This window comes from Ruegeria sp. BG7 (genome assembly GCF_056535685.1).
The window spans coordinates 3,592,234-3,611,574 of record NZ_JBQFIU010000001.1 but is presented as its reverse complement, the minus strand read 5'-3'; the positions used below and the strand labels follow the sequence as shown (position 1 = coordinate 3,611,574).

Sequence of the window (19,341 nt, the reverse complement as noted above, 5' to 3'; positions counted from 1 at the left end):
TTACGCGTTTTCCTGGGCCACCTGCCGTATGCGTTCGATCATGGCGCGCAGGCCGTTTGATCGCTGTGCCGACAGATGATCATTTAATCCCAAACGCGCCAGTTCAGCCCCGGCATCGACCTTGGGCACTTCTGCCACGGGCAATCCATTGTACAAAGACCGCAGGACGGCAATCAGCCCCCGCACGATCAGTGCGTCGCTGTCGCCGTCAAATTTGAACACGCCCCCTTCGATCATGGGATGCAGCCAAACCTGACTGGCACACCCATTTACTTTGGTGGCAGGAACTTTGAACGCGTCATCCAGCGGATCCATCGCCTTGCCCTGTTCGATGACATGGCGATACCGGTCTTCCCAGTCCTCCAGAAACTCGAAATCTTCGACAATGTCCTCAAAGGCGGGCGTGGCCATGGCGCGGCGATCCTTTTGATTGCAATACCACCAGTGACCTATGCCGACGACCACCTTCTGTCCAGCCCTGCAGTGGCTTTTCAAGGCGAGGAAATTGCGCTAACCCATTGCTTGAATTCGTGTGAAAAGCTGTGGGTCTATGCAAAAATCTCTGTCCGTTCTTATCATCGCCACGCTGACCCTGACTGCATGCAGCGGCTGGCGTGATTCTCGGGTGAACCCGTCGAATTGGTTTGGCTCCAGCAGATCGGTTAAAACTGAAACACCGCCGGACCCTAACGCAGCTGATGCTTTGGTGCCTCAGCAAAGACAAGGCACGGGCCTGTTTTCGCGCCCGAATATCGCGGACTCCAGCATTCGGATCGGTCAGATAGACGAACTGCGCATCGATGCCACTCCCACCGGAGCGATCATTTATGCTACGGGAACGGCCGTCCGTCAGGGTGCCTACAATGCGCGCCTGGTTCGTGTGAACTCGGAAGAAAACGAGAAGAACGGCACAATGGAATTTGAGTTCCTGGTGAACTATCCCAGCGCACAAACACTGCAAGGGTCCGAACGTACCCGCATGGTGTCGGACGCAGTCAACGTCAGCCGTCAGGATCTTGAAGGTATTCGACTGGTTCGCGTGGTCGGGCAGCAGAACGCGTTGGAATCGCGGCGACGCTAAGCGCCGCTAAAGCGAGACCACTTTGACGGCCTGCCCCTTGGCGGCCAGCGCGATCTTGCCTTCACAAAGTTTCAGCGCGTCTTCACCAAAGACTTCAAACCGCCAGCCTGCCATGGCGGGCAAGTCGCGCTCGCCGGCGGCGATCTGATCCAGTTCAGAGCTTGTGGCGATCAGTTTGGCAGCTACGCCGGAACTTTCTGTTTTGGATTTTAGAAGAACGCGCAGCAAGTCGGCCAATGCCGGGTTGACCTTCAGCTTGTCCCGCGACGTGTCGACCTTAGGCAGCTTATCCGCAGGGCAATTCACCCCACGTTTTACCGCGGCCAAAATACCTTCGGCAATCGCACCCTTTCGTGCCTCGCGCAGCAATAGACGCGATCCGCCCAGATCCGAGGGCGTTTTGGGTTTGGTTGACGCCAGTTCAATCAGCGCATCGTCCTTGAAAACCCGGTTCCGAGGAACGTTGTTTTCCTGCGCGTAAGCTTCGCGAAACTGGGCCAGTTCCCGCACCACAGCCAGAAACTTGGCCGAATTTGTCCGCGTCTTGACCCGTTTCCATGCCTCTTCCGGGCGAATGTCATAGGTGGCAGGCTGCGTCAGCGTGCGCAGTTCTTCCCCTACCCAATGGCTGCGCTTTGTCTTCTCAAGTTCAGCCGCCAGGTGTTCGTAAATCTTGCGAAGATGGGTGACATCAGCCAACGCATAGGTTTTCTGCGCGTCTGTCAACGGACGCCGAGACCAGTCCGTGAACCGAGAAGTCTTGTCGACTCCCTGCTTGCAGATCTTGCGCACTAAAGTCTCGTAACCCACCTGTTCACCAAAGCCGCAGACCATTGCAGCGACTTGTGTGTCAAACAGAGGGTCAGGAAACACCCCGGCCTCGACCCAGAAGATCTCCAGATCCTGACGGGCAGCATGGAAAACCTTGACCACGTCTTCATTGCGGAACAGCTCATAAAGCGGTTCCAGCGACAAATCATCAGCAAGCGGATCCACCAGAACCGCGCTGTCTTCGTCTTCGGAAGGGACCGCCAATTGCACGAGGCAGAGTTTGGAGTAATACGTCCGCTCGCGCAGGAATTCGGTGTCGACAGTGATATAAGGATAGCCTGCAGCGGCCTTACAGAAGTCGGCCAGCTCTTGCGTCGTCGTCAGGGTTTTCATGCGCCGTACTAGTATCGCTCTTGGTTTTTGTGACTGCCCGTTTTTCTACGTCCCGAGCGTTACCGTCGACCATAGGCCGATTATCGGGCAGGTGTAAATCACCCAGAGCGGGTTCAGGGCAACAGGACGGGCGACCTGTTGCCTTCAGCGTAACGGCGCAACACTTCGGGGTAGAGCACATGCTCCTGAACCAGCACTCGCGCAGCAAGTAAATCCGGGGTATCGCCCCGCTCGACAGGCACCCGTGCCTGCCCCAAAATCGGGCCATCATCCAGCGCTGCTGTTACTTCATGAACCGAGCAGCCATGTTCGGAGTCACCCGCCTCAATGGCGCGGGCATGGGTGTGTAAACCTTTGTATTTCGGCAGCAAAGAGGGGTGGATGTTCAGCATCCGCCCCTGAAACCTGGACACAAAATCCCCCGTCAGCACGCGCATGAAACCTGCCAAGCATACAATGTCCGGCTGTGCCTCTTGCAAGGGCTTCAAAAGCTCGGCCTCAAACGCGGCGCGGTCCCCCTTGAACGGGCGGTGATCAACCACTGCGGTCGGAATGCCACGGTCCGCAGCTTTTTTCAGCCCGCCTGCCTGTGCATCGTTGGACAGCACCAAACAAGGCCGCGCCGGATGATCACCGGTCATACTGTCGACCAGCGACACCATGTTCGACCCACCGCCGGAAATCAGAATCGCGACGCGCTTGTGGCTCACAGCAATTTGCCCGAATAGGCAACGCCGGGCGTCTTGGTCACGGTGCCGATCCGCGCAACTGCTTCACCGGCGTCGGACAGCAAGGTCGACAACTCATCCGCCTTGTCTGCCTGGCACACCACAATCAGGCCGATGCCGCAGTTGAAGGTCTTGAGCATTTCGGCTTCGACGATGCCACCGGTTTCCGCCATCCAGCTGAAGACGGGTGGCAATTGCCAGCTGTCCAGATGGATCTCGGCCCCCAACCCCTCGGGCAACACCCGCGGCAAGTTTTCGGTCAGACCACCGCCTGTGATATGGGCCAGCGCGTGAACGCCACCGGCGCGGACCGCAGCCAAAGCTGGTTTGACATACAGGCGCGTGGGCGTCAGCAGGGCCTCACCCAACGATCCTTCACCGAAAGGCGACGGCGCGTCCCAGCCCAGCCCTGACAGTTCGACCAGTTTGCGCACAAGAGAATAGCCATTGGAATGCACACCGTTCGAGGCCAGACCCAGCAGCACGTCACCCGACTGAACACCCGCGGGCAAATCCGCACCACGTTCCATCGCACCAACCGAGAACCCGGCCAGATCAAAGTCACCATCGGGATACATGCCCGGCATCTCAGCCGTCTCGCCCCCGATCAGCGCACAACCGGATTGCGCGCACCCCTCGGCAATGCCTTCGATGATCCGCGCTGCCGTGTCAGTGTCCAGCTTGCCAGTCGCAAAATAATCCAGGAAGAACAGAGGCTCGGCCCCCTGACAGATCAGGTCATTGACGCACATGGCCACCAGATCGATGCCGACCCCATCCACAACACCGGTATCAATCGCAATCCGAAGTTTGGTGCCCACGCCATCTGTTGCGCCCACCAGGATCGGGTCCTGATACCCGGCGGCCTTCAGATCGAACAACGCACCAAAGCCACCCAGCCCGCTCATCACGCCGGGGCGGTTGGTCCGCTTGGCGGCGGGCTTGATCCGATCGACCAGAGCGTTGCCCGCGTCAATATCCACGCCTGCATCGGCATAGGTGATTCCGTTCTTACCCGCTGTCATGGTCGGTCCCTCATGAATGCTTTGCGGGCGGGTTAGTCGATTGTGCAACATGTTGCAACGGTCAGGCTTGACGCGGGCGTTCACCGTGATAGGCAAGACGCCGTGGCGGGCCTGTAGCTCAATTGGTTAGAGCAGAGCGCTCATAACGCTTTGGTTGCGGGTTCAAGTCCTGCCGGGCCTACCAAATCACCGCCTAACGCTTTGACAGAAAAGATAAACGTTTCGCCCTTGGGCCAATTGGCGTGCCGAACCCCGCGAAGTCGAAATGTCTGGCCTGTTTGCACAGCGATACAAAACGTAGATCCTGCCAAAACACCGCAGACCGGCGGAATTAATACTCCAGAAACTCTTCTACGCTATCAGCCAGCCACCAGGGGCTTTGTGTTTCGTAGAACGTATGTGTCCCAGCAGAATTTGGCAGGTTTCTGACGGTCACAAGGTAGTCTTTAAAATCGATCGGAACGGACCAATGTGATGCGTCATACAGCATGGCCAAGTATTCATCCGCAGTTGGTTCGTAGTACTCCTGATCCGGATCTGGCGGGCCATAGACTTTTGCGAACTCGGCTTGGAAGTAATCCAGAACGTAAGAACAATAGATCACCTGGTTTGCTCGGACCTGAACCGGAATAGGTGCGAACTCGTCTGCGTCTTCCTGGACAAAGTGCTTCAGCTCAAACGCCATCCCCTGAATCACTTCTTCCTGCATCCAATTGCTGCAGGTATCGCCAAGCGCAATGAAGCTTGCCATGCGTTCGAATTTTCGATCTTCGGCTTCCCGTGCGAATTGCGTGATCGGAACAAGCGCAAACAATGAAGTGACAGTAACAACGACTTTCTCGATATTGCTAAGAGCTGCTTTAATCATTTTCTCTGAACCCCACGTCGTTTGAAAACTGGGGTTAGAATGACATGCTTATACAAAATCACAAAACTGCATGCATTTATTTAGCAAGGGAATTTTGGCTACCGACCGATAATAATGTCGGCGCAAAGCCCGCCCAAACGCTCGCTTTTTGCCAGCCGCAAGGTTCCACCATGAGCACGGGCAATATCCGCCACGATCGCCAATCCCAGCCCTACGCCGCTGCCTTTGTTCTGATTGCGCGCAGGGTCAAGTCGGGTGAAAGGCTTGACCGCTTCGGTGCGTTCCTCGACTGGAATACCAGGACCATCATCTTCGACACGGATACGCATAGACTTGGGATTCAGCGTCAAGCTCACGTCAGCGCGTGATCCATAACGCACCGCATTTCCGATCAGGTTCTCAACGGCCCTGCGAATGGCCATGGGGCGCAACATAACTGTCCCCTGCCCCTCAACCCCAATTAAATCGGCCTGATGCCCGGCGCGCTTAGCATCCTCGACGATCTGGCGAATAAACACGTCGGGCTGCACCTCCTCGGGGGACCCTTCCGCAGCGCCACGTGTGAAATCCAGAAAAGCGTCCAGCAAAGACTGCATTTCTGTCACGTCCTGCTGCAAAGGTGCGGCCTCATCCTCGGGCAGCATGGACAGTCCGAGCTTCAGACGGGTCAGCGGCGTGCGCAGGTCATGGCTGACACCAGAAAGCATCAAGGTTCGTTGTTCGATCTGACGTTCGATCCGGGCGCGCATGTCCAGGAACGCATTCCCGGCCGCGCGTACTTCGATTGCACCACCGGGGGTGTACGGCACGACCCGCCCCCGACCAAACGCCTGCGCAGCATCGGCCAATCGCGTGATCGGCCGCAATTGGTTGCGCATGTAAAGAAAGGAAATCGTGGTCATGATCACCGCGAAAAACACCATCGTCACGATCAACTGGTGCGGCGCAACCGGTGACAACCTGCGCCGATCAAAGGTCAGTTGCAACACGCCAAGGTGCGTTTGCATATAGACCCGCGCCTCGCGGCTGGTTGGCAGAGCAACGGCAACCAGATCGGGCAAATTCGCCTGAAGGTCAGCCTGAACTTGCGGTGCAATGAAATCATACCAACGCCGCGCCCCTATCATCGGTTCTTCGTTCACGCCCAGAAAACGCGCCTGCATTTCAAGGGCTTGCAAATCGGGGCGCATCGCGGCCACAGCCTCTTGCTGGGTTTCAGCATCTGCGATCATCGTGGTGATCAGGGTCACTTCGCGCGAGGCGGCGCTTGTCATCTGCCCGGTGACGTCTTCCAGGTGTTTCTGAATAAACGCAATGCCCACCACAAGCAGCAACACGATCACCGGCAAAACCAGAATCAAGGCGGCGCGGGCGTAAAGGCTGCGAGGCAGATAGGGTTTGAGCCATTGCGAAGACATGGGCTAAACCTAGCGGGCCGCCCGGATAAGAGGAAGAGCGCAGAATGCAGGCACCTGACGATTTCAATCCAACCGCAGGTATTGCGGTCGATCTGCAACCGGGGCTGTGGCGCATTCTGGCCCCGAATCCGTCGCCCATGACTTACCGTGGTACCAACACTTATTTGCTTGGGGATCGAGACATCGCTGTGATCGACCCCGGCCCTGAAAACGAGGCGCATCTGAACGCGATTCTCGATGCTTTGAAGCCGGGGCAAAAGATAAGCCATATTGTCGTGACGCACACGCATCTGGATCATTCCCCCCTTGCTGCGCCCCTATCACAAAGGTCAGGCGCTCCGATCTATGCCTTTGGCGGGCCAGAGGCGGGACGAAGCGACGTCATGACCGATTTGGTCGCGCAAGGTATGACCGGAGGTGGCGAAGGTATCGACTCGGCGTTTCGCCCGGATGTGGAAGTCGAAGACGGTGAGGTCATTGCTGGTGACGGTTGGCAGTTGGAGGTCATTCACACCCCCGGCCATCTGGGAAATCACATCGCTCTGGGCTGGCAGAACACCTGTTTCACGGCAGACCACGTGATGGGTTGGGCCAGTTCGTTAGTCTCACCCCCGGACGGAGATTTGACGGATTTCATGGCGGCCTGCCGCCGCCTGCGTGCCCGGAGCTGGTCGGTATTCCACGCAGGGCACGGGGCACCAATTACAAACCCCGCCGAGCGTCTGGACTGGTTGATCCAGCATCGGCTAACCCGCGAGGCTCAGATTCTGTCTGCATTGGAACAGGCAGACGGCACAGCCCGACAACTGGCCGAGCGTATCTATACCGACACACCCACTGCCCTATTACCTGCTGCCGAGCGGAACGTCTTTGCGCACCTTGTTGATCTGTTTGGAAAAAACAAAGTTCTCCCACGCGGAGAAATGTCTGTCACAGCCAAGTTTCATCGCATCGGCTGAAACCTAGAAAAATTTTTGCGCTTCGCGCGCTTCCCCTCTGGACGCCGGAAATCCGGGTTGCTATACGCGCCTCAGTTCCGGCGTAGCTCAGCGGTAGAGCAGTTGACTGTTAATCAATTGGTCGTAGGTTCGATCCCTACCGCCGGAGCCAACAAGTGATCACCAACTCAAACACCCAAGTTATATCAAGTCAGTCATATCATTGGCTTCCGTTGATGGCGCGTGCCTCGGCAACTATCGGTTGATTGTTGATCGGCTCGGATTGATTTTGAACTTGGAATAACTGCTTTCAAAGATCTGACTGACCGCCCCGCCAACTAACGCCACATCAGATTTTGCTTGGAAAGGAACTGGATATTCTTCCAAGTCCATTTGGAAAGCTTCACCGATTTTTTACAAACTCCGGAATTTCATAAAATGCACTGATAGCCACTCCATAGATCAAAGTGATCAGGGCGCTGAAAGCAACCAACCAAAACAGTACAGCGCTTCCGATAAGTGTTCCTTTCAACAACTGAACCTTAAAATTGTGGCTAGGCTTGTTCGGATTACTTTCTTCTACGCTGTTTATTTTCGAGTCAAACCACTGAAATACTGTAACTTTTAACGCCATTATCTCGAAAACCACATAGCCAGTGGTTTTCAGAGCCAAAACAAGCCAAGTGAAAAACAGAAAAACAGAAAAAACGAACAAGCTTTGCCCATAGAAAGCATCGCTGGGATACTCTTGACTTCGGGCATGGATAAATGCCGCGAGGGTCGCCAATATTCCCAGCCGCACCAAAGCGCCAACAAAGTCGGAAGATCGCTTCATAGAATCGTGCAATTGCTGCTTGGCCGTTTCAAGTTTTGCGCGATCCAACTCGAAGCTGAACTCCAGATCAAAGGTAGAATTTTCGGGTTCTTGACCCTTTTGCAATTCGGCGCTCTCAGGCGTCATTCCAGTTTCGCTATCCTTGGATTTGTTTGATCCCTTGATTGGCTGATTTATGATATGTGCAACACTTAATTTCTGATTTTCCTTAATCATTTCAACCAAGCACACCTTGTTGAAAACAACAAGACCGCCTCAGGTGTCTGCGTAAAACAGCCCGGATGCTCTATTGAAATACGGCCACAGCGCCGGGCACCTCTGGTCAAGATCTTCGCGTTGGAAATCCCAATGGCGGGCAAAACAACGTCGCTCAACCAACCCCGCCACCGGAACCAAATCCATCCAATTCAACTCTGAAAAAGCCGGTTGTAACGGCAGGCAAACGCATCACTAGAAATCACTGAAAAAACTCATACACCCTCTGGACGACCGGTAATTCGATTGCTATACGGCGCGAACCGTTCCGGCGTAGCTCAGCGGTAGAGCAGTTGACTGTTAATCAATTGGTCGTAGGTTCGATCCCTACCGCCGGAGCCATTCTTACTTAAAACTTTTTTCAGCCCTTCAGGGCGTCTTCGAAATCCGTGCGCAGGTTGCGTTTAAGGACCTTCCCCGTTGCGTTCAGCGGAAGTGCATCGACAAAGACCACTTTGTCCGGGATCTGCCACTTGGCAATCTTGCCTTCAAAGAAACGCAGCAATTCGTCTTCGCTTGGGTCTTCACCTTCAGCCTTCACAGCGACCAGCAAGGGCCTTTCATCCCATTTCGGGTGCGGCACGCCCACAACAGCGGCAGTTGCAAGCTTGGGATTCGCGACCGCGATATTTTCAAGCTCGACCGAACTGATCCATTCGCCACCGGATTTGATGATATCTTTGGATCTGTCACGGATGGTCATGTAGCCATCCGGGTCCAGCGTGGCGACATCCCCAGTGGCAAACCAGCCGTCTTGCAGAAGCTGCTGATCCTGCAACAAAAAGTAGCTGTCCAGAACCCAATGCCCCCGCACCATCAGATCGCCTTGCGTTTCGCCGTCATGTGGCAGGTCATTGCCATCATCATCGACGATTTTCAGCTCGACCCCAAAGGGCGGTCTACCCTGGCTCAGACGGACTGCGTGCTGTTCTTCCGACGGCAACTGCATGTGTTTGGCCAGAGGGTAGTTTGCTGTACCCAGAGGGCTCATCTCGCTCATGCCCCAGGCGTGAACCGTGTCGACGCCATAGTTTTCGCGGAAGGTTTCGATCATCGAGGGCGGGCAGGCTGCCCCGCCAATCACTGTTCGATCCAGGCTTTTCAACTCGGTCCCGCATTTGGCGGCATGGGCCAGCAGACCTTGCCAAATGGTGGGCACCCCCATGGCCAGCGTCACTCCATAAGTGTCGATCAGGTTGACCAATGCTTCTCCGTGCAAATCCGGCCCGGGCAACACAAGTCGTGATCCTGACATGGCACAGGCATAGGGCGACCCCCAAGCGTTGACGTGGAACATCGGCACAACAGGCATGACGACGTCCATCGCCGAATACCCGATCACATCTTTTGTGTTCGACGCGAAGCTGTGCAGCAACGTAGACCTATGGGAATACAACACGCCCTTCGGATTGCCCGTCGTGCCAGAGGTGTAACACAAGCTTGATGCGGTGTTTTCATCCAAATCAGGCCATACGAACCCGGCGTCTCCTGTTTCGATCAGTTCGTCGTAGAATTTGAGATCAGGGATCTGTGACGCTGCCTCTTCATTGCGCGGCCCCATCAAGACAAAGTGCCTGACCTCTGTAAGCGCACTATGCAGTGCAGCCACAAGCGGAATGAAAGTTGCATCAAAGAACAGCACACGATCCTGAGCGTGATTGATGATGTAGGTCATTTGCTCGGGGAACAGGCGCGGATTGACCGTATGGCAAACAAAGCCAGAGCCTGACGTCGCGTAGTATATCTCCAGATGCCGCCGGTTGTTCCAAGCCAGAGTCCCGATCCTGTCTTGCGGTTCCAATCCCAGTCCAGTCAACGCCGATGCCAGGCGTCGGGCGTTCACCGCAATCTCGGCCCAGTTGGTTTTGGTGACCGTTCCATCTGTCTCGACCGAGACAATACTGGTCTGGCCATGGTAGCGCTCTGCGTGATCAATCAGTGACGAAATCAGCAAAGGCTGCGTCATCATCTGTCCCAGCATGGACATCCTCCCGTCATTGGCGGCGTCTTAAATGACCCCTGCCTTATCCATCTGACATTAACAGCTAGGAGCAGGCCCCATTGCGTCAATCCAGTCGTTTCCTAGGATGGAACCCTGCCAAGCATTTAATTGTCTGACAATAAAAGAATGCAACGCTCCAGTGAAGCGCGTTGCGTTTTCAGACGTCAATCCCGATGTTTCAACGCATAGGCGACCAGCGCAGCGGTGGATGCGTCCTTGCCTTGGGCGCTCTCTTCACCGTCCACAATGGGGCCAAGCGACGTGGCCAGCTCCTTACCCAGCTCTACCCCCCATTGGTCGAAAGAGTTGATACCCAACAGCACACCTTCGACAAACACCCGGTGCTCATACAGGGCAACGATCTGACCCAGTACGAATGGTGTGAGTTTCGGATAAATCAGAGTGGTGGACGGACGATTGCCGGGGAAAACCCGATGCCGCGCCTGTCGCTCCAGTTCCGCATCTGTCAGCCCTTTTGCCGCCATACGGTCCCGCGCTTCGTCCAGTGACCGGCCGCGCATCAGGGCTTCGGACTGCGCCAGACAATTGGCCAAAAGCAGGCGGTGATGATGGGTCAGCTCGGGTTCGTGCCCTTCGGCGGCAACCATGAACTCGCAAGGGATGACATCCGTGCCTTGATGAATCAATTGGTAGAACGCGTGCTGACCATTTGTACCTGGCTCACCCCAGACCACAGGACCCGAAGGAACAGTCAGCGAAGACCCATCCATGGCTACTGATTTGCCGTTCGATTCCATTTCCAACTGTTGGAAATAGGCGGGCAGCCGCAACAGCCGCTGATCATAGGGCAGCACGGCGCGGCTGCTGTGGCCCAGAACCTGACGATGCCAGATACCTACCAGCGCCAGCATGACGGGCATGTTCTCGGCCCAATCCGCCGAGCGAAAATGCAGATCCATCGCCTGCCCACCGCGCAAAAACGCATCAAACGCGTTTGAGCCGACAGCGATCATGACCGGCAGGCCCACTGGCCCCCAAACCGAATAGCGCCCTCCGACCCAATCAGCGAAACCGAACACATGCGCTTCGGGGATGCCAAACGCCTGCGTCTTGTCCAATGCGCTGGATACGGCGGCAAACTGCCGGGATGGATCGCCTCCGCCTTCGGACATCCAGGCGCGGGCCGTGCGCGCATTGGTCATTGTCTCAATGGTGGTGAAGGTTTTCGAGGCGACAATCACCAAAGTCCGCGTCGGATCCAACTGACGCAACGTGTCAGCGATATGCGCACCATCCACGTTCGAGACGTAATGCAGGCGCGGCCCGTCATGATACGGAGCCAGCGCGTGAGTGGCCATGACAGGACCAAGATCAGACCCACCGATGCCAATATTGACCACATCGGTAAAGCTTCCCCCTGCCCCCGCAATCGCACCGCCGCGCACTTCCTCGGCAAAGACCCGCATCCGTTGCAACGTGTCCAGAACCTCGGGCATGACGTCCTGACCATCGACTTCGACCGGCCCACCCTCCAGATTGCGCAAGGCCGTGTGCAGCACCGCGCGCCCTTCAGTTTCGTTGATCTTTTCGCCCGCAAACATCGCATCGCGCCGCGCCGCAAGACCGGCGTCCTCGCACAGTTGGATCAGCCCCGCGCGCACGTTTTCGTCGATCTGCGTCTTGGAGTAATCAAAAAGCATATCCCCGGCCGAAGCCGAAAAAGCCTCGGCCCTGTTCGCGTCTGCCTCAAACAGGTCCAAGATACGGCGGTCCGCGTCTGCCAATGCCTTCAAAGCGTCCAGTTGCATGTGTTTACTCCGACCAATGGACAGTCATACCGCTCAGCACTGCGGCGATTGGTGCTTCTTCAGGTGGCAGCGACATGGCCTTTTCCAAAGCATCGCGCTTTGCCTGACCGTAGATGATCAGGTGCTTTGACAGCGCGCCGTCCAAAATCGGCGCTGTCAGCGAAATGCGCGCTTCGGGTTGCACCTCTGTACGCGCAACAGCCAGCGTTGGCGCATTGCTGTCCAGCGCTTCCGCCAACCCTTCCATCCCCGGAAACAACGAAGCCGTATGCATGTCGTCACCCATCCCAAGCACCAGAACCGACAACGGCAACACTGGCGCGATCAGGGATTCAATTTCAGGCAATGCCGCCTCTGGTTCCGCACCAGGCACATAAAGCGGGATGTAATGCGCGGCAGAAGCTCGGTTGGTCAGCAGTCTTTCACGGATCAAGCGCTCGTTCGAACGCTCGTGGTCGGCAGGTACACAGCGTTCATCAGTGGGCAGAACACGCACACGGTCCCACGCCAGATCAGCCGCACAAAGACTGTCAAACACTGGCCCCGGCGTTGTCCCACCGGGAACGGCCAATGCGACTGTCTCATGATGTAGCAGTGCAGCTTCCAGATCACCCGCCAAGGTATTGGCTACGTCGATGGCCAGCATTTCTCGGTCTGCATATTCCAGAATATTCATGGCTTGATTCCTTGCCAACGGCGACCGTCTCTTTTCATCAGCAGCTCGGCGTCGCCCGGCCCTGTGCTGCCGCTGTCATAAGGTTTCGGCACGTCGCCGCGCGCCAGCCAGCCAGCGATGATCGGATCGGTCCAGGCCCAGGCGGCCTCGACCTCGTCCCCGCGCATGAACAGCGTCTGGTTGCCCCGGATCACATCCATCACCAACCGTTCATAAGCATCCGGCGGATCCTGATTTTCTGGTCCCAACGCTTCGGCAAAGCTCATGTCCAGTGGGACATCGACCAGACGCATCCCACCCGGCCCCGGTTCCTTGATCGTCACCTTCAAGGTGATCCCTTCATTGGGTTGCAAACGGATCGACAATGCATTGGCGTGCCGTCCGGCTTCTTCCCCGAAGATCGAATGCGGCGCGTCCTTGAACATGACATTGATCACCGAAGACCGCGCCACCAACCGCTTACCCGTGCGCAGATAGAATGGCGTACCAGCCCACCGCCAGTTGCTGATGTGGGCCTTCAACGCCACGTAGCTTTCGGTGGTTGAGCGCGGATTGCCAACGCAGTCCCTGTATCCCGGCCCATCTGGCCCTGCAGCGAACTGGCCGCGCACAATGTGATGGGGCTCTACCTGGTCAAGCGCTCGGATTACCTTGAGTTTCTCGTCGCGCACTGCGTCAGGATCAAATTTGGCCGGAGGTTCCATCGCGATCAGGCAGAGTAATTGCATCAGGTGGTTCTGCACCATGTCTCGCATTGCACCTGCGCGCTCGTAATACTCCTCGCGCCCGGAAATCCCAACGGTTTCCGCAACCGTGATTTGGATGTGGTCGACATATTGGCTGTTCCACAAGGGTTCGAACAGCATGTTGCCAAAGCGCACAGCCATAAGGTTCTGCACGGTTTCCTTACCCAGATAATGATCGATCCGGTAAATCTGGCTCTCGTCGAAATGCGCAGCCAGCGTGGCATTCAGGGCCCGCGCACTGTCCAGATCATGGCCAAACGGTTTTTCCACCACGATGCGGGTGTCGTCCGTCGCCAGATTATGCGCCCTGACCCGCTCGGCCAACGGGCCGAACAAACCTGGACCGACAGAGAAATAAAACGCCCTTATGCGGTCCGGCGACAGCTTTTCGCCCAGAACATCCCAGCCTTCTGCAGTCATGGCATCCAGCGACACGTAATCGACGCGCTGCAAAAACCGCGTCAGCGCCCGGCTGTCCTGCACCCGCTTCGGCGCGTGTTGGCGCAATGCATCGGCAACCATCTCACGAAATTCTTCCGCAGTATGGTTCGCCCGGGCTGCGGCAAGAATATTAGCATCCTCATGCCATTGCCCCGCACAGAACCGACGGAAAAGTGCAGGCAGGATTTTTCGCTGCGCAAGATCGCCGGTACCGCCGAAAATGATCAGATCAAAAGGATCAACTGGGATGACGCGTGAAACCATAAGCTGTCCTTACCCCGCCCCTTTCGGCATGTCCAATGTTAGCGCAATCAAATCTGAAAACACAAAGCTCATCAAAACTCTGTCAGAACCGTCGCGTCACCCTTACCAAATCCCAAACAACACGCTAGTTCAAACCGACGACTTCAAAAAAACCGGATGCGGGAATGAAAGACAACGCCCCACAGCTCGCCAATATCGGCAAGTTTCAAAACAAATTGGAGACGGCAGACGGGCAGACCCGCGCAACAGTTTCACTGACCCAGCCAGATACGCTTTGGTTTAACACAGGTACGCTGTGCAACATCGAATGCGTGAACTGTTACATCGCCAGCAGCCCGACCAATGACGCTTTGGTTTATCTGACCGCTGATGAGGTTCGTGACTATCTGGATCAAATTAAAGAGCGCAACTGGCCCGTGCGCGAGATCGGCTTTACCGGTGGCGAACCCTTTATGAACCCCGAGATGATCGAGATGACACGTGCCGCGCTGGACCGTGGATATGAGGTCTTGATTCTGACCAATGCGATGGCCCCGATGATGCGCCGCAAGATGCGCGAAGGCTTGTTGGAGTTGCAGAACAAATACAACGACAAACTGACCCTGCGCATCTCGGTCGATCACCACCGCCCCGACCTGCACGATGAAGAGCGTGGCAAAGGCAGTTTCGACAAAACCGTTGCCGGAATGGAATGGTTGCGCGATCACGGCTTCAACATGGCGATCGCAGGCAGAACGGTTTGGGGGGACACGGATGCAGAAAGCCGCGCGGGCTATGCTGCGTTCTTCGCCCAGCATCGCTTTAACATCGACCCCAACGATCCGGCGCAGACCGTTTTGTTCCCCGAGATGGACGAGACCGTGGAAGTGCCTGAAATCACAACCGCCTGCTGGGGAATTCTAGACAAATCCCCAAATGCGGTGATGTGCGCAAGTTCGCGCATGGTGGTCAAACGCAAAGGTGCGGATCGCCCTGCCGTTCTGGCCTGCACGTTGCTGCCTTACGAACCAGAATTCGAGATGGGGCACAGCCTGGCCGAAGCCGAGGCGGATGTTCACCTCAACCACCCTCATTGCGCCAAGTTTTGCGTTCTGGGCGGTGCCAGCTGCTCGGGGTGATCAGTTCAGTTCGGGCGATTTCCAGAACTTTGTGCCGGATGCACCTGCTGACACGCGCCAACCTTTTTTGCTGAGCACAAAGAAAGAGCGCCCGTCGGTAAAACGCACGGTTTCACCTGTTTTCTCTTCACCATACATGGCACCAGTTTCAGCCGTTGCGTCATAGCCATGGGTTATGAAGTGTTCCAGGTCAGCCGGGGTTTCGAACAGGATCACAAACTTGGCCTCAAAGCCGCCGATGCCGATGGCCGCACCTACACCACCCGTGCCCATGTTCATATAGGTGTGCTGCCCGGTGTCTTTTGAAACGGCCACACCGCGCCCATACCCTGCCGACACCGGAAAGACCGAAATCTTGCGCGAGTCGAAGGCTGCATAACCTGCACTGACGTCATAGAGTGACTGCGCTTCGGGGTTTTCGGCAAGCAACTGATCAAGGATCTCTCCTGCCATTACGTCCAGCTTGGCACGCGTTTCTTCCGGCGTTGCTTCGTTGGACAGCAGATCCGACGTGGAATTGATGGTTTCATCGACGGCCTCAGCGCCTTTGCTGATTGTGTCACCGACGCTTTCCGCGCCACGACCGATCGCATCTGCGGTGTTTTCAGCACCTTTCTTAATCTTGCCCAGAACGCCTTCGGCAAATACAGGGCCACTCAGGCTCAGCATTGCAGTAAAAAGTACCGCTCGTTTCATCGTTTTTTATCCTGTGGCTCCAACGAATTGGCTGCCACCATACCCGACTTGCTCTAAATGAGAACGGGTATTTCGATGCTCGGTCAGACTTTCACATCTGCTTAGTTCACTCGGAACTCACCCACCATGTTGCGCCACTCGCCCGGTGCGATCATTTTGCGATGGGTAAACTTGACGGAATGCAGCGGCCCTTCGATCTCTCGCTGCCAGAAATCGATGAATTCGAACAGTTTCGGATGATCCGGCGCAAGGTCGTAGTCCTGCCAGATGAACGTGTTCAAGACGTGGATATAGTCGGGCATATGATAGAAGAATTCTGCCGTTGTCAGACCGTACCCTTTAAGCATCAATTCGGTTTCGCTTGGCTTCATGCGGACCTCCGGTTTGTTGCAAGGTCTCTTCAGGCTAGCACAGAAACCTTCTAATTCTTGGATAACAATATGTTACCGGGACGTTACCGTGGTTTTTCGCGCTCAATGCGCTGCTTGCTTGCACCTTATGTGCCGGGTCTGATAAGGTGCATCCACAAGATATAGACCCAAGCCAAAGATCGGGCAGTTTACGTGAGCGATACGCCAGAAATTCCTGAAAACATGGACGAAACCCCGCCAGAGCGCCCAGTTTATGACGGCCCGACGGTCTCCATCGAATCCGAAATGCGCACGTCCTATCTGGACTATGCCATGTCGGTCATCGTATCCCGCGCGATCCCGGATTTGCGCGACGGGCTGAAGCCGGTGCATCGGCGTATTCTGTACGCCATGCACGAGACGGGGAATACCCACGACAAAGCCTATCGCAAATCGGCGCGTCCGGTTGGCGACGTAATGGGTAAATACCACCCGCACGGTGACTCAGCTATCTATGACGCGCTGGTACGAATGGCGCAGGATTTCTCGATGTCGCTGCCTTTGCTGGATGGTCAGGGCAACTTTGGCTCGATGGACGGCGATAACCCAGCGGCGATGCGCTATACCGAAGTACGCATGGACAAACCTGCCGCGTCCCTGCTGGCTGATATCGAAAAAGAGACGGTCGATTTTCAGGACAACTACGACGGAAAGGACAAAGAACCAACCGTTCTGCCCGCGCGTTTCCCGAATATGCTGGTCAATGGCGCCGGTGGTATCGCTGTGGGTATGGCGACCAATATTCCGCCGCACAACCTTGGCGAAGTCGTCGATGCGACTCTGGCCCTGATCGACGATCCTGACCTGACCTCAGAGCAGTTGATTGAATATGTCCCCGGCCCCGATTTCCCAACGGGTGGCGTCATGCTGGGCCGATCTGGTGCGCGCAAAGCCTATCTGGAAGGTCGCGGCAGCGTCATCATCCGCGCCAAGACCCGTGTCGAAGAAATCCGCAAGGATCGCTATGCGATTGTCGTGGATGAGATCCCGTATCAGGTAAACAAGGCCTCGATGATCGAAAAGATCGCCGAAGCGGTGCGCGAGAAACGGATAGAAGGCGTCAGTCACGTGCAGGACGAATCCGACCGCAATGGCGTACGGGTCGTGGTCGAACTGAAGCGCGATGCGACGCCCGAGGTGGTCCTGAACCAACTGTTCCGCTTCTCGCCGATGCAGACCTCGTTCGGCTGCAACATGCTGGCCTTGAATGGAGGCCGACCCGAGCAGCTGACCCTGCGCCGATTCCTGACGTCCTTCATCGACTTCCGCGAAGATGTTGTGGCACGTCGCACCGCGTACGACCTGCGCAAAGCGCGAGAGCGCAGCCACATCCTGTGTGGTCTGGCCGTGGCCGTGTCGAACGTGGACGAGGTGGTTGCCACGATCCGATCCTCGGCAGACGCCGCCGAAGCGCGCGAAAAACTGATGACCCGCCGTTGGCCGGCATCCGAGATCGAAGGCTATCTGCGCCTGATCGACGATCCTTTGTCCAAGATGAATGACGATGGCACCTATAACCTGACCGAAGTTCAGGCCCGTGCCATCCTGGAACTGCGCCTACAACGCCTGACCCAATTGGGTGTCAAAGAGGTCACGGACGAGTTGGAAGACCTGGCTGCCAAGATCAAGGAATATCTGGATATTCTGTCCTCGCGCGAGCGCATCATGGGCATCATCGCAGATGAGCTGCGAAGTGTTCGTGAACAATTCGCTGTAGACCGCCGTACCGAGATCGTCGACTGGTCCGGCGATATGGAAGACGAAGACCTGATCGAGCGCGAAGACATGGTCGTGACCGTCACTTCGGGCGGTTACATCAAACGCACGCCGCTGGCCGACTTCCGCGCGCAGAAACGTGGCGGCAAGGGCCTGTCGGGGATGCAGACCAAGGAAGAGGACGTCGTTACCAACCTCTTTGTGGCGAACACGCATACCCAACTATTGTTCTTCACCACCGAAGGGATGGTCTACAAGCTCAAGACCTGGCGCTTGCCGCAGTCCAGCCGGACCGGCAAGGGCAAGGCGATCGTCAACATCCTGCCGATCCCGACCGGTGTGTCCATCGCCGCTATCATGCCCGTGGACGTGCCGGATGAAGAGTGGGAGAACCTGCAAATCGTCTTCGCCACAAGCGCGGGCGACGTGCGCCGCAACCGTCTGTCGGACTTCACCAATGTGCGCCGCAACGGCAAGATCGCGATGAAACTGCCCGAAGGCGTGGAGCTGGTGAATGCCCGCATCTGTTCGGAAGACGAAGACGTGATGCTGGTCACCAATTCGGGACGGGCGATCCGCTTCCGCACCACGGACGTGCGCGTGTTCAACTCGCGCGAATCCACCGGGGTGCGTGGCATTAAGCTGACCAATGGCGACCGCGTGGTGTCGATGTCGGTGATCCGTCACTTCGAAGCCGACCCGGATGAACGTGCGGCTTACCTCAAGATGCGCCGCGCAGTGGCAGGCATTGCCGACGATGGCGAGACGGACGAGGATGAAGCGGCGCCAGGTTCGATCACACAGGAACGCTATGCCGAAATGTCTGCCTCGGAAAACTTGATCCTGACCATCACCACCGGCGGCGCAGGCAAACTAAGCTCCAGCCACGACTACCCCGTCCGCGGACGCGGTGGTATGGGCGTGGCAGCCATGGACAAGGCGATGCGCGGCGGTGAGCTTGTGGCATCCTTCCCGGTCGAGATCGACGACCAGATCATGCTGGCCACGTCCAAAGGTCAGTCGATCCGTGTCCCGGTCGAGGGGATTTCCTTCCGGTCCCGCAGTGCGGGTGGTGTACGGGTCTTCAACACTGGCAAGGGCGAAGAAGTTGTCAGCGTTGCCTGGATCGCCGATCAGGGCGAGGACGAGACAGAAGAGTAATCATTCCAAACCGTTAAAATAGAAAAACCC

The 19,341-nt window shown here is 56.5% G+C and carries 17 protein-coding genes and 3 tRNA genes; 7 read left to right on the top strand and 13 right to left on the bottom strand.

The annotated features are described in order from the left end of the window. A complete protein-coding gene (locus tag ACR3EH_RS17880; RefSeq protein WP_171183366.1) occupies positions 1-411 on the bottom strand; it encodes a SufE family protein in 411 nt (136 codons plus the stop codon). A 139-nt stretch (positions 412-550) separates the two neighbouring features. Here ACR3EH_RS17880 and ACR3EH_RS17875 point away from each other — a divergent pair, with 139 nt between their 5' ends. Further along, the gene (locus tag ACR3EH_RS17875) at positions 551-1,081 is read left to right on the top strand and encodes a hypothetical protein (protein WP_171183367.1); all 531 of its coding nucleotides are present in this window, start codon (positions 551-553) and stop codon (positions 1,079-1,081) included. 6 nt (positions 1,082-1,087) lie between these two features. Here ACR3EH_RS17875 and rnd read toward each other — a convergent pair whose 3' ends face one another. The 3 genes from rnd to purM all read right to left on the bottom strand — a co-directional run bounded on the left by rnd (position 1,088) and on the right by purM (position 3,998). Beyond that, positions 1,088-2,245 carry a ribonuclease D gene (gene rnd / locus ACR3EH_RS17870; RefSeq protein WP_171675587.1) on the bottom strand — a complete coding sequence of 386 codons (1,158 nt, stop codon included), beginning with the start codon at positions 2,243-2,245 and terminating at the stop codon, positions 1,088-1,090. Between the two features lie 113 nt (positions 2,246-2,358). Then, positions 2,359-2,955, bottom strand: coding sequence for a phosphoribosylglycinamide formyltransferase (purN, locus tag ACR3EH_RS17865; protein ID WP_171675589.1), 597 nt, complete (start codon positions 2,953-2,955; stop codon positions 2,359-2,361). Beyond that, the gene (gene purM, locus ACR3EH_RS17860; protein WP_171668303.1) at positions 2,952-3,998 is read right to left on the bottom strand and encodes a phosphoribosylformylglycinamidine cyclo-ligase; all 1,047 of its coding nucleotides are present in this window, start codon (positions 3,996-3,998) and stop codon (positions 2,952-2,954) included. The genes purN and purM overlap by 4 nt, the downstream gene beginning before the upstream one ends. 107 nt (positions 3,999-4,105) lie before the next feature. On the opposite strand from purM, the gene ACR3EH_RS17855 reads away from it, so the two are divergent. Further along, positions 4,106-4,182, top strand: a tRNA-Ile gene (locus tag ACR3EH_RS17855). Between the two features lie 147 nt (positions 4,183-4,329). On the opposite strand, the gene ACR3EH_RS17850 is transcribed toward ACR3EH_RS17855, so the two are convergent. Then, positions 4,330-4,866 (bottom strand): hypothetical protein, encoded by a 537-nt coding sequence (locus tag ACR3EH_RS17850; protein ID WP_171090273.1) that lies wholly within the window; start codon positions 4,864-4,866, stop codon positions 4,330-4,332. A gap of 98 nt (positions 4,867-4,964) precedes the next feature. Next, positions 4,965-6,284 (bottom strand): ATP-binding protein, encoded by a 1,320-nt coding sequence (locus ACR3EH_RS17845; RefSeq protein ID WP_171090275.1) that lies wholly within the window; start codon positions 6,282-6,284, stop codon positions 4,965-4,967. A gap of 44 nt (positions 6,285-6,328) precedes the next feature. On the opposite strand from ACR3EH_RS17845, the gene ACR3EH_RS17840 reads away from it, so the two are divergent. Together ACR3EH_RS17840 and ACR3EH_RS17835 are read left to right on the top strand one after the other, a co-directional pair. Continuing rightward, the gene (locus ACR3EH_RS17840) at positions 6,329-7,243 is read left to right on the top strand and encodes an MBL fold metallo-hydrolase (protein ID WP_171183375.1); all 915 of its coding nucleotides are present in this window, start codon (positions 6,329-6,331) and stop codon (positions 7,241-7,243) included. 76 nt (positions 7,244-7,319) lie between these two features. After that, positions 7,320-7,394: transfer RNA gene (locus tag ACR3EH_RS17835), tRNA-Asn, on the top strand. A 231-nt stretch (positions 7,395-7,625) separates the two neighbouring features. Here ACR3EH_RS17835 and ACR3EH_RS17830 read toward each other — a convergent pair. After that, positions 7,626-8,282 carry a hypothetical protein gene (locus tag ACR3EH_RS17830; protein ID WP_171675591.1) on the bottom strand — a complete coding sequence of 219 codons (657 nt, stop codon included), beginning with the start codon at positions 8,280-8,282 and terminating at the stop codon, positions 7,626-7,628. Positions 8,283-8,579: 297 nt separating this feature from the next. Here ACR3EH_RS17830 and ACR3EH_RS17825 point away from each other — a divergent pair. Beyond that, positions 8,580-8,654 (top strand) — tRNA-Asn (locus ACR3EH_RS17825). A gap of 19 nt (positions 8,655-8,673) precedes the next feature. On the opposite strand, the gene ACR3EH_RS17820 is transcribed toward ACR3EH_RS17825, so the two are convergent. The 4 genes from ACR3EH_RS17820 to zwf form a co-directional block, all read right to left on the bottom strand. Beyond that, on the bottom strand, positions 8,674-10,293 hold the full coding sequence (locus tag ACR3EH_RS17820) for a long-chain-fatty-acid--CoA ligase (protein WP_171183377.1): 1,620 nt from the start codon (positions 10,291-10,293) through the stop codon (positions 8,674-8,676). 185 nt (positions 10,294-10,478) lie between these two features. After that, positions 10,479-12,083: a glucose-6-phosphate isomerase gene (gene pgi / locus ACR3EH_RS17815; RefSeq protein ID WP_171183379.1), complete on the bottom strand. Its 1,605-nt coding sequence runs from the start codon at positions 12,081-12,083 to the stop codon at positions 10,479-10,481. A 4-nt stretch (positions 12,084-12,087) separates the two neighbouring features. Beyond that, the gene (pgl, locus tag ACR3EH_RS17810; protein WP_171183380.1) at positions 12,088-12,759 is read right to left on the bottom strand and encodes a 6-phosphogluconolactonase; all 672 of its coding nucleotides are present in this window, start codon (positions 12,757-12,759) and stop codon (positions 12,088-12,090) included. After that, on the bottom strand, positions 12,756-14,210 hold the full coding sequence (zwf, locus tag ACR3EH_RS17805; RefSeq protein WP_171648408.1) for a glucose-6-phosphate dehydrogenase: 1,455 nt from the start codon (positions 14,208-14,210) through the stop codon (positions 12,756-12,758). Before zwf ends, pgl begins: the two co-directional genes overlap by 4 nt. A gap of 164 nt (positions 14,211-14,374) precedes the next feature. Between zwf and ACR3EH_RS17800 the strand changes: the two genes are divergently transcribed. Continuing rightward, positions 14,375-15,328, top strand: coding sequence for a radical SAM protein (locus ACR3EH_RS17800; RefSeq protein WP_171648410.1), 954 nt, complete (start codon positions 14,375-14,377; stop codon positions 15,326-15,328). Here the strand turns inward: ACR3EH_RS17800 and ACR3EH_RS17795 are convergent, their stop codons facing one another. Both ACR3EH_RS17795 and ACR3EH_RS17790 read right to left on the bottom strand, forming a co-directional pair. Beyond that, positions 15,329-16,024: a lipid-binding SYLF domain-containing protein gene (locus tag ACR3EH_RS17795; RefSeq protein WP_171648412.1), complete on the bottom strand. Its 696-nt coding sequence runs from the start codon at positions 16,022-16,024 to the stop codon at positions 15,329-15,331. A 101-nt stretch (positions 16,025-16,125) separates the two neighbouring features. Then, entirely contained in the window at positions 16,126-16,395 is a 270-nt protein-coding gene (locus ACR3EH_RS17790; protein ID WP_171648414.1) for an usg protein, read from the bottom strand. Between the two features lie 192 nt (positions 16,396-16,587). Here ACR3EH_RS17790 and gyrA point away from each other — a divergent pair, with 192 nt between their 5' ends. After that, positions 16,588-19,311: a DNA gyrase subunit A gene (gene gyrA / locus ACR3EH_RS17785; RefSeq protein ID WP_171183390.1), complete on the top strand. Its 2,724-nt coding sequence runs from the start codon at positions 16,588-16,590 to the stop codon at positions 19,309-19,311. Positions 19,312-19,341 lie beyond the last annotated feature (30 nt).